Source organism: Pseudoclavibacter helvolus, assembly GCF_049707175.1.
Taxonomy (GTDB): domain Bacteria; phylum Actinomycetota; class Actinomycetes; order Actinomycetales; family Microbacteriaceae; genus Pseudoclavibacter; species Pseudoclavibacter helvolus_A.
In genome coordinates this window covers 60403-72749 of sequence record NZ_JBNAFM010000011.1, presented here as the reverse complement: position 1 = coordinate 72749, position 12347 = coordinate 60403, and the positions used below count along the sequence as shown (strand labels likewise).

The following is a 12347-nucleotide window of genomic DNA, read 5'->3' as shown; positions in this document are numbered from 1 at the left end:
GCGTCCAATCTGGGGCGGAATGTCCGGAAGGTGGCGGCCAGTCGGGAAACTGAGCCGCCACCTTCATGGTCGGTGAGCGGTCGCTCGGCGAGCGAGGCGGCGGGCGCTACACGCGCGCATCCTCCAGCACGTAGCCCGCCTCACCGTGCGACACGGTGTCGAGGCCGGCGATCTCGTCCTCGTCCTTGACCCGGAAGCCGATCGTCTTGTGGATGACGAACCCGATGACGAACGCCCCGACGAACGAGTAGGCCATGACCGCGAAGGCCGCGATTGCCTGCACGAGCAGCTGCGTGCCGTCTCCGCCGAGGAAGAGGCCGGTGCCGTTCGCGAAGAAGCCCAGGTAGAGGGTTCCGATGAGGCCGCCGACGAGGTGGATGCCCACGACGTCGAGCGAGTCGTCGAGACCCAGCTTGAACTTCAGGTCGATCGCCATGGCGCAGACCGCGCCGGCGATGACGCCGAGGAGGATCGCCCAGACAGGGTCGAGGGATGCGCAGGCCGGGGTGATCGCAACGAGGCCGGCCACGGCACCGGATGCGGCACCGACCGAGGTGGGCTTGCCGTCGCGGATCTTCTCGACCACGAGCCACGCGAGGAGCGCCGCCGCGGGGGCCGCGATCGTGTTGATGACGGCGAGGGCCGCCACCCCGTCGGCCGCGAGCTCCGAGCCGGCGTTGAAGCCGAACCAGCCGAACCAGAGGAGGCCGGCGCCGAGGAGCACAAACGGCGGGTTGTGGGGCACGTGCGCTCCCTTGCCGAAGCCGACCCGGCGGCCGAGCACGAGGGCCAGCGCGAGGGCCGCGGCACCGGCACAGATGTGCACCGCCGTGCCTCCGGCGAAGTCGATGACCCCGACCCCGAACGTCTCCTGCAGGCCGTACGTAATCCATCCGCCGTAGGCGAAGGAGCCGTCATCGGCGAGGCCGAAGTTGAAGACCCAGCTGGCGACCGGGAAGTAGACGACCGTCGCCCAGATCCCGGCGAAGATCATCCACGAGCCGAACTTCGCCCGGTCGGCGATCGCGCCGGAGACGAGGGCGACGGTGATGATCGCGAAGGTCGCCTGGAAGGCGGCGAACGCGAGCGGCGGATACGCGGCGCCTTCCGGGACCTCGAGGAGGCTCGAGAGGCCCATCGCCGATGGGTCGATCGCGAAGAGCGGGCTCAGGCCCTCCGCCTGGGGGAAGGCGATCGAGTAGCCGTACAGCACCCACAGCACGCCGATCAGGCCGATCGCACCGAAGCTCATCATCATCATGCTGATCACGCTCTTCGCTTTCACCAGGCCGCCGTAGAAGAAGGCCAGCCCTGGTGTCATCAGCAGCACGAGCGCCGCCGCGAAGAGGATGAATGCGGTATTTCCTTGATCCATCGTTGTAGACCTCTCTGCAAGGGGACGCACGTGGGCGTCGGGTGCACTCATGGTGCGCTCGCGCTGTTTCACCTGCGCGGCGGTGGTGTTACGCGGGCGAACGGAGTGTGTTGCGGTTGTGTTTCCGCAACGTCGCGGGAAAGCGCCTGTGACGAGAGCCCCGCCTTGCGCAATGTGACGCCCTGAGTAGCCCGGCGTAGCGCTCACCTAACGGTCGCGGGCGGCGTCTGCCTACCATCCCGGCATGAGCATCTCGGCTTCCCCCACCCTCGCCCGCGACGGCGGCGTCGACCGCGCCCAGTTCAACCGCGACTGGGAACAGTGGCACGTGGCGCACGAGCAGCGGCGCACCGACGGGCACGGGTTCCTCGCCGTGACCAGCCTCACCTTCCTCACCGAAGCACCGCAGCGCATCGACGGCATCCCCGGCGCCTGGTCGCTCGAAGCCGGGCAGGCCATCGTCGACCTCGCCGACGGCGAAACGCTCGAGGCAGACGGCCTCCTGCTTCAGGGCCCCAGGCTCCACCGCTTCCCCTGCATCGCCGAACGCGACGGCGTCTCCGCCCGAGCCGGCAAGGTGCTCATCGAGATCGCCAAGCGCGGGGGCTTCACCATTGTGCGCCCCCGCGACCCCGACTACGGCTACCTCGCGGCCTACACGGGAACCCCGACCTACCTCCCCAACCTGCGCTGGCGCGCCGAGGGAACCTTCGAGGCCTTCGACGAGCCCCGCGAAGTCACCGTCGGCGCCGCCGTCGAGGGGCTGGAGCACGTCTACGCCTCCCCGGGCAAGGTCACGTTCGAGCTGCGCGGCGAGCAGTTCTCGCTGACGGCGTTCAACGGGCACGAGCCCGGCTCGCTGCTCGTGCTGTTCACGGATGCGACGAGCGGCCTCACGACGTACGCCGCCAACCGCGCGCTCACGATCCCGGCACCGGATGCGGAGGGGCGCGTGATCGTCGATTTCAACCGCGCCGTGAACCTCCCCTGTGCCTACACCGTCCTCGCGACCTGCCCCTTGCCGCCATCCGAGAACCGCCTCCCCGTCGGCATCGAGGCCGGCGAGAAGACACCCCTCGCGAAGGCGGGCGAGGACGCAGACTCGTGAGGTTTCAGGTCCTCGACATCGTCCCGTACGTCGCCAACCCGGTCACGGGCGAGCAGCTGAGCCCCTCGGAGCGCCTCCACGAGACCCTCGAGTTCGCGGTGCGGGCCGAGCAGCTCGGTTTCGACGCCTTCTCGGTCGGCGAGCGGCATGCCGGTCGCTTCCTGTCGTCGTCCCCGAGCGTGCTCCTCGGAGCCATCGCCGCGCAGACGTCGACGATCCGCCTGCAGACCGGCGTGACCGTGCTGTCGATCCTCGACCCGGTGCGAGTCGCCGAGGACTTCGCGACCATCGACCAGCTGTCGCGCGGACGCCTCGAGATCACGATCGGGAAGGGCAACGAGGTCGCCCAGTTCCCGCTCTTTGGCCTCGAGATCGACGACCAGTGGGAGCTGCTCGCCGAGAAGTACGCGCTCCTGCGCGAGCTGTGGCGGCAGACCGACTTCGACTGGCCCGGCAGCGAGTTCACGCGTCCGCTCACGAAGGTCACGACCCTGCCCAGGCCGTACGCCGGCCCGCCGCGCGTCTGGCACGGCTCCGCGACGACTCTCGCCTCCGCCGCACTTGCCGCGAAGTGGGGCGACCCGCTCTTCTCGGCGAACGCCATCCAGCCGCTGCGCAACTACGAGGTGCTCGTGCGCCACTATCGCGACGAGTTTGAGCGCCATGGACACGACCCCAGCACCGCGTACGTTGGTGCCGGCGCCGGCTCGCTGTTCATCGCCAGAACCTCCCAGGAGGCGAAGGAGCAGTACGGCCCCGTGTACGAGGCCCTCGTCGCCGCCACGAACGTGCCTGGCAACAACTCCATCTTCCGCGACATCGACCACGCCATCGCCGACGGGCCCGCCCTCGTCGGCAGCCCCCAGCAGGTGATCGACAAGATCGCCCGCTTCCACGAGGCCTTCGACCACGACCTGCAGTCGATCAGCCTGCCGACGACCCTCACGCACGACGCGCAGCTCGAGCAGCTCGACACCTTCGCGAGCGAGGTCATCCCTGCGCTCCGTGACGCGTTCCCGACGACCCTCTGGGGCGACGGCGATGCGCAGCGCGATCACGCCTTCAGCGCAGGGGCCGTGGGAGCCTCCGCCGCATGACCCAGACCGCACCCGTGCCGACCTCCGGTCGAAGCGTCGCGCGACCGCTCGCGCACCCACTCGTGCTCGTCCGCGAGGCCCTGCCCGCCGACTGGCCCGAGGTCGTGCGCGTCAGCGAGGCCGCGTTCGCGGCCGGACCATACGGGCACCTGCCCGTCGGCGAGGAGCGGCGGCGCTTCGTGCGCGACGTCGAGGCACGGGCCGCCGCAGGCAGCGTGCTCGTCGCCGAGGGCCAGGGAGACCTGGGTGGCGAGATCCTCGGCACCCTCAGCATCGCCCGCGCCGGAACGGGCCCCGCACGGCTCGCCGTCGGCGACGAGGCCGAAGTACGCCTCCTCGCCGTGTCCCCGACCGCGCAGCGGCTCGGCGTCGCACGCAAGCTCATGCTCGCCGCGAGCGAGACCGCACTCGGCTGGGGCGCATCCGCCCTCGTGCTCGACACCGGGCGCGAGAACCTCGCCGCCCAGGCGCTCTACGAGGGCCTCGGCTATCAGCGCACCAACGAGCCGAACGAGGCGCAGGCGGCCGAGGGGCGCATCCCCCACATCGACTACCGCCTCCAGCTGCAACCTGACGTCGACCACGATCCCGGCGTCGTCGTGCGCCTCGTGCACCCGAACGAGATCGACGCCGTCGCCGAGCTCTCGCTGCGCGCCTACGAGCTCGAGTACACGCTTTCTGGCAGCTACCGCGACGACATCGTCGCCGTCCGCGACCGCGCCACCGCCCACCAGGTGTGGGTTGCCGTGGATGCGCGGAGCGGCGCCCTGCTCGGCTCGGTCGTCACCCCCAAGCCGGGGGAGCACCTCACCGAGCTGCCCGAGAGCGCCCACGAGCTTGACTTCCGGCTGCTCGCCGTCGACCCGGATGCCCGCGGGCGCGGGGTCGGCGCGGTGCTCACGAAGCTCGTCATCGAACTCGCCCGCCTCCGCGGCCTCCGTCGCGTCGTGATGAACAGCGGGCCGCAGATGGTGCGAGCGCACCGGCTGTACGAGCGCCTCGGGTTCAGGGCCCTCGAGTCGCGCGTTCGCACGGTCGACCCGGGCGACGGGCGCGAGCCGTTCCAGCTGCTCGCCTTCACGATCGACGTCTGAGCCTCACACCCCTGCGGCGCGGCGTCACGGGCCACGGGCCCCGGGCCGGCACAGGCGAGCACACGCGCGACCGCGAAGTCGGAGGGTCCTCCCAGCTGGCGGGCCGCCGTCGGCCCCGGCCGCGCATCCACCCCGTCATCACGCGGCTCGCAGAGTTCCCTGAGAATGACCGTGCCGGTCTCGGATGCCCGCGGCGCGCCCCCTTCAAGTTGACAGGCCCCCGGGGTGCTTGATGCCGTTGGAGCACAGCACCACGCAGGACCAGCACAGCACCACGCACGACCAGCACAGCACCGCGCAGGACCAGCACAGCACCGCGCAGGACCAGCTCGACTCGCAGCACCGGAGGCATCCCGAGACAACGAAGGCCAGCCACAAGTCGGCCGGAGGAGGCGTGATGAAGACGAACAGCGTGACAGAGACCCACGGCCACGACACCACCACCGGGATCCAGGATCCGATGAGTGCCCGCGAAGGCGCACCCGGACCGGCGATCGCAGCGGGCAGCCCGCGGCCGCCGAGGTGGGACGAGCACGGGCTGCCCACCGGCGCCGCCCTCCTCGAATGGCGCAGAGCGCACCCCGACGCGACGATCGCCGACGCGGTGGCCGTGCCCCGCCTCTGAGCCAGACCCGGGGCCGGCCCCGCTGTAGCTCGCCCCTCGGCGGGCGATTAGGCTTGAGGACCGTGACGACAGACCGCGACGCCCTCATCGAACTCATCCGCGACGAAGCCGTGTTCCACGGCGACTTCACCCTCACGAGCGGGAAGAAGGCGACGTACTACATCGACCTCCGCAAGCTGAGCCTCGACCACCGCGCCTCCCCGCTCATGGGCCGCGTGCTGCTCGACCTCGTCGCCGAGTTTGAGACCCTCACCGGCGAGCCCATCGACGCGGTCGGCGGCCTCACGATGGGCGCAGACCCCCTCGCCAGCGCCGTCATGCACCAGGGGCTCGCCCAGGGCAAGGTCGTCAACGCCTTCGTCGTTCGCAAGGAGCCCAAGGACCACGGCCGCGGCCGGCAGGTTGAGGGGCCGGACCTCGAAGGCAAGCGGGTCGTCGTGCTCGAAGACACATCAACGACCGGCGGGTCGCCGCTCAAGGCCATCGAGGCCCTCAAGGAGGTCGGCGCCATCGTCGTCGGCGTCGCCGTCATCGTCGACCGTGCCACCGAGGCGCAGGGCATCATCGAAGCCGCCGGCTACCCGTACCGCGCCGCCATCGGCCTCGAAGACCTGGGCCTCGCGTAGGCGCTGACCGCGTGACCGAGCCAGACGCCATCCCCGCGAAGCGCCGCAACCGCGCCGTGCTCGGGGCCCTCACCGCGGTCCTCCTGCTCGGCGGGGTGGCCCTCGGCGTCTGGCTCCAGCCCTTCGGCGACGGTGCCCCGGCGCCGGAGGCGTCGACCACCCCGCTCACCGAAGTGCCGCTCCCCGGCGTCGACGCGTCGCTCCTCGAACCCGGCCAGTGCTTCCAGAACTACGTGTCCGCGTGGGAGCCCCGCTTCGACGTCGTCGACTGCGGCGTCGAGCACTCCGGCCAGCTGCTCGCCGACGTCGAAGCGGCCGCATTCGCCGGCGACGACGCGTACCCGGGCGAGGAAGCCCTCCGCGACCGCGCGCAGATCACCTGCCAGGCACCCGACGTGCTCGACACGGCCGCTGCGGCCTCCGTCCCCGGCCTCGTCATCGAAGCCAGCTACCCGCTCGACCAGGCCGACTGGGACACGGGGCTCCGCGGCTACCGCTGCTTCGCCTCCACGCCAGGCGAGACCACGACGGGTTCGCTCGCGGCTGGCGGATAGCTCGCGGCGGCTACGCTCATCGCATGACCTTCGTGAGTGAATCCATCGACATCGACGTGCCCGTCGACGTGCTCTTCAGCCTCTACGCCGAGCCGGAGTCGCTCCCGAGCGTCCTCAGCATCGTGAAGCACGTCGAAGTGCTCGGCCCCGACCTCATTCGCTGGGACGTCGAGCTCGTCGGACAGCGTCGCTCGATCGACGCTCGCGTCGTCGTCAACGAGCCAGGCAAGCGCCTGCGCTGGGAGTCGGTCGAGGGGCGGAAGTCGTTCGCCGCCGAGGTGCGCACCGAGTCGATCTCGGCCGCGAGCACGCGAGTGACCGTGGATGCGGAGTTCGACGCGGGTGGGGTCGCCGAACGTCTCGGCCTCGCCAAGCCGATCGCCGCCGCCGCCATCGCCAACGAGCTCCGCAACGCCAAGAAGACCGCGGAGGCGCAGGCCGCGCAGTAAGGCGGCCCCGCCCGGCACACAGGTGAGCTCGGGCTGTTCGCTTGACGCGGAGCGTCACGTTCTCGCACTTCCCGGGGACCTGTCGTAGTCTGACGGCAGAGTCCACGTGCTCCGGGGTCGGTGTAATTCCGAGCCGGCGGTGATAGTCCGCGACCTGCTCCCGCAAGGGGGTGGCTGATCTGGTGAAATTCCGGAACCGACGGTGAAAGTCCGGAAGGGAGGCGCACGTGACGGCACGCCTCGGCGTACCGTCAGCTCGTGGAACCCGCTGACCCGTTCGGCGAGCCCACGCGCCTCGTCATCCCCGGAGCTTTCCACGAAAGCCGGGTAGATGAACACGACGTCAGCACGCATCCTCGCACCGTTCTCGGTGGCGGTCGCGGTGCTCGCGGTGTGGTGGCTCGTCACAACCGCCGGGCTCATCTCGCCCCAGTTCCTCCCGGCCCCCGGCCAACTGGCCGAGCGCTTCTGGCTCGACGTGACCAAGGGGCCCATGCTCGCCCACGCCTGGGTGACACTCTCGGCCGCCCTCCTCGGCAGCCTCCTCGCCATCCTCGTCGCCGTTCCCCTCGGCTATCTCATCGCCCGCCTCCCGTGGGTCGACGTGGCCATCACCCCCTACGTGGCCGCCTCGCAGGCCGTCCCGGCAATCGCCCTGGCCCCGCTGCTGGTGCTGTGGATCGGCTACGGGCTCGCCCCGACCGTGGTGCTCTGCGCGATCATGTCGTTCTTCCCCATGATCGTCACGACAGTCCTCGGCGTGCGCCAGCTCCCGCAGGATGTCATCGAGGCGGGACGCATCGACGGTGCCAACTGGTACCAGCTGCTGTGGTGGGTCGAGGCCCCGCTCTCCCTCCCGAGCGTGCTCGCCGGCATCCGAGCCGGCGTGACCCTCTCCATCACCGGCGCCGTGGTCGGCGAGTTCACCATGGGCGGCAGGGGCCTCGGCATGCTCCTCACCCTCAACCGCGACGCCAACGACATCCCCGGCATCTTCTCGACCCTGCTCATGCTGGTCCTCCTCGCCGTCGCCCTCTACATCGGCATGCGCCTCTTCCAGAACGCGGTCACCTGGAACGACGACGAACCCAAGACGAAGCGACGCGCCCGCGTGCTCGCCGACGAACCACTCCCCGCCTGACCTGCACCTGCTCTCAACCAGGAGACGACCATGAATACTCACCTCACCAGCTCCGGCCGCGGCTCGCGCGCCCTGCGCTCCCTCATCGCCGCGGGCGCCGTTGCCGCCGTGGCCGTCCTCGCCGGATGCTCGCCCTCGGCCGACGGCAACGCCACCGACGCGACGGCCGAGCCGGCGGGCGCCGTGACGATCGGCCTGACGTACACCCCGAACATTCAGTTCGTGCCGTTCTACGTGGCCGAGGCGAAGGGCTTCTTCGAGGACGAGGGCGTCGACGTCGAGCTGCGCCACCACGGCGAGGGTGAGGACCTCTTCGGGGCCCTCGCGAACGGCACCGAGGACTTCGTGTACGCGGGCGGCGACGAGATCACGCAGGCGCGCGCCGCCGACATCCCGGTCACCTCAGTCGCGACCCTCTACAACACCTACCCGGCGACGCTCATCGTGCCGGCGGACTCCGACATCACGACGGCCGCGGATGCGCGCGGCAAGACGATCGGCACGCCCGGCCCCTACGGCCAGACGTACTTCGCGCTCCTCTCGCTGCTGCAGAGCAACGGGCTGACCTCCGATGACGTCAAGATCGAGCACATCGGCTACACGCAGCAGGCCGCCCTCACGACGGGCGCCGTCGACGGCGTCATGGGCTACGTCAACAACGATGCCGTGCAGTTCGAGAAGGCCGGCTTCCCGGTGCGCACCATCGAGATCGCGCCGGCGGACGCTCCGACCCTCGTCGGCCCGTCGTTGGGCGTCGCCGACTCGATCATCGAGGGCGACGACTCCACGATCTCGCCCGTGCTCGAGGCGCTGGCCCTCGCGACGCAGTACGTGATCGACAACCCCGAGGAGTCGATCGACATCGCCGCCGAGTACATCCCGACCCTCTACACGGACGAGGCGAAGAGCGACGCGCTTGCGACCCTCGAGGCGACCATCCCGTTCCTGTCGGCGCAGGATGGCCAGCCCCTGTTCACCAACGACGCCGAGGTGTGGGCGACGATGGCGACCTTCATGGACGAGCAGGGCCTGCTCGAGAAGCCCCTCGAGGGCGACGCGTTCACGAACGCGTACGTGCCGCAGGGCTAGGCGGTCCCTCCAGCTCGACCTCCACGGCGAACCCTTCGTCGCCCACCGATCGCGCCACGATGAAGCGCACCGGGCCGGGGGTCACCACGCGCCGCGCGTCGCTGTCGGCGTAGGCCGTGACGTCCGCGTGGATCCGGATGCGCAGCTCGACGCTCGACCCCGGTGCGACGCCGGTCTTGGCGAAGGCCACGAGCCTGCGCTCCGGGAGCACGACGGACCGCCCGCGCTGCTCCAGGTAGACCTGCACGACCTCGTTGGCGTGGCGGTCGCCGTCGTTGCTGAGCCGGACCGGAAGGTCGAGGTGTCCGTCGGTGCGCATCGTCGACGGCACGGGCCCCGCGAGCTGCCACGAGCTGGCGCCGTAGCCGAGCCCGTGGCCGAAGGGGAACGCCGGGGTGGGGTCGACGACGGTGATGCCGTCGGCCTTTTGCCCGAGCGTCGGCTGCAGGTAGGTCGTGAAGACGCGGGGGTCGCGCGGGATCTGCACGGGCAGGCGTCCGGAGGGCTCGACTCGGCCGCTGAGCAGGCCGCTGATCGCGGAGGCGCCTTCGACCCCGGGCAGGAACGCCTGCACGATCGAGTCCGCGCGGCCCACGTACCGTCCGAGCGCGTAGGGGCGGCCGGAGACGACAACGAGCACCACGGGTGTGCCCGTGGCGAGGACGCGTTCGACGAGCTCGCCCTGCTGCCCTGGAAGCTCGAGGTCGTACGCGTCGCATCCCTCACCCGAGGTTCCCGCGCCGAACAGCCCGGAGCGATCGCCGACCGCGACAATCGCGAGGTCGCTGGCCGCGGCCAGGGCCACCGCCTCGTCGAGACCCGCGGAGGGTGCTCCGAGAATCGAGGCTCCCTCCGCATGCGTGAATTCCGCGGCGGGGAACTCGGCTTCGATGGCGGCGCGCAGCGATGCGATCGGCAGGCCTGGGTCGAGCTCCGGATGCGCGGAGAGCACGTGGTTCGGGAACGCGTAGCAGCCGAGCATCGTGACGGGGGAGTCGAAGATGGGGCCGAGCAGTGCCACGCGCGCTCCGGCGTCGAGGCGCAGCGGCAGGCGACGCTGGTCGTTGGCGAGGAGGACGACGGACTCGTCCGCGAGCCGCCGTGCCACGTCGCGGTTGGCGTCGGAGTCGAAGGTCAGGGCCTGCCCTGGCTGCGGCACGAGCCGACGGTCGGGGTCGAGCAGCCCGAGCTCGATCTTCTGCAGCAGCACTCGCCGTGCCGCCTCGTCGATGAGGGCGGAGAGCTCCGGGTCAGTCTCCGCGCGAGCCGCGAGCGCGTCTTCGTAGGAGACGCTGAACGGCAGCTCGACATCGATGCCGGCTCGCAGCGCCAGCAGGCCCGCCTCGAGGTTGTCTCGCGCGACCCCATGGGTCGAGGCGAGGAAGGGAATGGCCCAGTAGTCGGAGACGACCGTGCCCGTGAAGCCCCAGGTGTCGCGGAGGAGGTGTCGCAGCAGACTCGGGTCTGCGGCGACGGGTACTCCGTCGATGTCGGTGTAGGAGTTCATCACCGAGCGGGCCCCGCCATCGACCAGTGCCGCCTCGAACGGCGGCAGCAGCACGTCGGCCAGCTCGCGCCGCCCGACCGACACGGGGGCGTGGTTGCGGCCTCCCCGGGATGCGCTGTAGGCGACGAAGTGTTTGAGCGTCGCGATGACGCCCGCCGACTCGAGCCCGCGCACGTAGGCGGTGCCGAGCCGGCCCACGAGGTGTGGGTCCTCGCCCATCGTCTCCTCAACGCGACCCCACCGGTAGTCCCGGGCGACATCCAGCACGGGCGCCAGCCCCTGATGGATGCCCGCGGCCCGCAGATCCTCGCCGATGCGCGTCGCCATCTGCTCGACGAGCCCCGGGTTGAAGCTCGCACCCCAGGCGAGCGGGGTCGGATACGCGGTGGCGGTCAGCGTGGCAAACCCGGTCAGGCACTCCTCGTGGGCGATCGCCGGGATGCCGAGCCGCTGCGCTTCGACGACTCGCGTCTGCAGGGCGCGCAGCCGCTCGAGCCCGTCGGCGGGGGAGACGGGGCCCGTGCCGTAGGCGCGCGTGATGTGGCCGATGCCGTGGGCGATGCGCTCGTTGAGCGTCTTGTCGTCCGTGATCGAGTCCTGCATCGGCGCGACGCTGGTGCCGGCCGTGTTCGCATCCGACGCGTCCTGCGGCCAGATCGAGCCGAGCTGCGCGACCTTCTCGCGAACCGTGAGGGCGGCGAGCAGCGCGTCGGCCCGCTCGTCGTGGGGGAGCGCGGTGTCCGCCCAGGGCCTCGTCTGCTCGCCCGCGCTCATCCCTTGACCGCTCCCGCGCTGAGGCCCTGCACGAGGTACTTCTGCACGTAGGCGAAGACCGCGACGACGGGAACCACGGCGACGACGCCACCTGCCGCGAGCGCGCCGAAGTCGGTACCGAACTCACCGAGCAGGTAGCTGAGGCCGACCGGGATCGTGAACTGGTCCTGCGACGTGATGAACATGATCGCGAAGAGGAAGTTGTTCCAGGCGCTGATGAACGCGAAGGAGCCGACGGCCACGATGCCCGGCTTCAGCAGCGGCAAGACGACGGTGATGAACGCGCGGAAGCGCGAGCATCCGTCGACCCACGCCTGCTCCTCGAGGTCGATGGGCACGTTCCGGATGAACCCGGCCATGAGCACGAGCGACAGCGGCAGCTGGAACACCGTGTCGGAGATGATCAGCGCCCACAGCGAGTTGGTGAGGCCGAGGCCGTTGAACACCTGGAACAGCGGAATCAGCAGCATGGCGCCGGGGATGAACTGGGTGCAGAGCATGATCAGGACGAAGGCCGACTTACCTCGGAACGCGAAGCGGGCGAGGGCGTAACCGCCGAGCAGGCCGATGACCGTGGAGATGATGAGGCTCGCGCCGGCGACGTACAGGCTGTTCAGGAAGAAGACCCCGAAGCCGTTCCCGTTCCACACCTTGATGAAGTGGTCGAAGGTGATCGGCCACGGCACGAGCGACGTCGACCCCGCGGGGCGGAAGGCGAAGAGCAGCATCCAGTAGAACGGGACCAGGGTGAAGATCAGCGCGATCGTCAGCGGCACCCCGAGCAGGAGGCGGTCGAGGAGGGACTTGGGTCGGGGCTTGTTGAGCGGGGCTTCCCGCTTGCTCGGCTTCGCCTCGGGCTCGGCGGAAGCCGGGACCCCTTGGGGCTGAGCGATCGTGGTGAGGGACAT

12 protein-coding genes and 1 riboswitch are annotated in these 12347 nt (G+C 70.3%); of the genes, 9 read left to right on the top strand and 3 right to left on the bottom strand.

The window, feature by feature from the left end; genetic code table 11:
* Positions 1–106: 106 nt before the first annotated feature.
* Complete coding sequence (locus tag ACPYN9_RS10505; protein ID WP_424466349.1) at positions 107–1375, bottom strand: ammonium transporter; 1269 nt, start codon at positions 1373–1375, stop codon at positions 107–109.
* 244 nt (positions 1376–1619) lie between these two features.
* Between ACPYN9_RS10505 and ACPYN9_RS10500 the strand changes: the two genes are divergently transcribed.
* The 9 genes from ACPYN9_RS10500 (at position 1620) to ACPYN9_RS10460 (ending at position 9158) form a co-directional block, all read left to right on the top strand.
* A complete protein-coding gene (locus ACPYN9_RS10500; RefSeq protein ID WP_424466347.1) occupies positions 1620–2483 on the top strand; it encodes a DUF1684 domain-containing protein in 864 nt (287 codons plus the stop codon).
* On the top strand, positions 2480–3580 hold the full coding sequence (locus tag ACPYN9_RS10495; RefSeq protein WP_424466345.1) for an LLM class flavin-dependent oxidoreductase: 1101 nt from the start codon (positions 2480–2482) through the stop codon (positions 3578–3580). The genes ACPYN9_RS10500 and ACPYN9_RS10495 overlap by 4 nt, the downstream gene beginning before the upstream one ends.
* Entirely contained in the window at positions 3577–4674 is a 1098-nt protein-coding gene (locus tag ACPYN9_RS10490) for a GNAT family N-acetyltransferase (RefSeq protein WP_424466343.1), read from the top strand. Before ACPYN9_RS10495 ends, ACPYN9_RS10490 begins: the two co-directional genes overlap by 4 nt.
* Before the next feature lie 232 nt (positions 4675–4906).
* Positions 4907–5299: a hypothetical protein gene (locus tag ACPYN9_RS10485; protein WP_424466341.1), complete on the top strand. Its 393-nt coding sequence runs from the start codon at positions 4907–4909 to the stop codon at positions 5297–5299.
* Positions 5300–5361: 62 nt separating this feature from the next.
* A complete protein-coding gene (gene pyrE / locus ACPYN9_RS10480; protein ID WP_424466339.1) occupies positions 5362–5925 on the top strand; it encodes an orotate phosphoribosyltransferase in 564 nt (187 codons plus the stop codon).
* 11 nt (positions 5926–5936) lie between these two features.
* Positions 5937–6479, top strand: coding sequence for a hypothetical protein (locus ACPYN9_RS10475; RefSeq protein WP_424466338.1), 543 nt, complete (start codon positions 5937–5939; stop codon positions 6477–6479).
* Positions 6480–6502: 23 nt separating this feature from the next.
* Positions 6503–6928 carry an SRPBCC family protein gene (locus ACPYN9_RS10470; protein WP_424466336.1) on the top strand — a complete coding sequence of 142 codons (426 nt, stop codon included), beginning with the start codon at positions 6503–6505 and terminating at the stop codon, positions 6926–6928.
* 103 nt (positions 6929–7031) lie between these two features.
* Positions 7032–7158, top strand: a riboswitch (FMN riboswitch).
* A 101-nt stretch (positions 7159–7259) separates the two neighbouring features.
* Positions 7260–8069: an ABC transporter permease gene (locus ACPYN9_RS10465; protein ID WP_424466334.1), complete on the top strand. Its 810-nt coding sequence runs from the start codon at positions 7260–7262 to the stop codon at positions 8067–8069.
* Positions 8070–8099: 30 nt separating this feature from the next.
* On the top strand, positions 8100–9158 hold the full coding sequence (locus ACPYN9_RS10460) for an ABC transporter substrate-binding protein (protein ID WP_424466332.1): 1059 nt from the start codon (positions 8100–8102) through the stop codon (positions 9156–9158).
* On the opposite strand, the gene ACPYN9_RS10455 is transcribed toward ACPYN9_RS10460, so the two are convergent.
* Together ACPYN9_RS10455 and ACPYN9_RS10450 are read right to left on the bottom strand one after the other, a co-directional pair.
* The gene (locus ACPYN9_RS10455; RefSeq protein WP_424466330.1) at positions 9130–11439 is read right to left on the bottom strand and encodes a beta-glucosidase family protein; all 2310 of its coding nucleotides are present in this window, start codon (positions 11437–11439) and stop codon (positions 9130–9132) included. The genes ACPYN9_RS10460 and ACPYN9_RS10455 overlap by 29 nt on opposite strands.
* A complete protein-coding gene (locus tag ACPYN9_RS10450; RefSeq protein WP_424466328.1) occupies positions 11436–12347 on the bottom strand; it encodes a carbohydrate ABC transporter permease in 912 nt (303 codons plus the stop codon). Before ACPYN9_RS10450 ends, ACPYN9_RS10455 begins: the two co-directional genes overlap by 4 nt.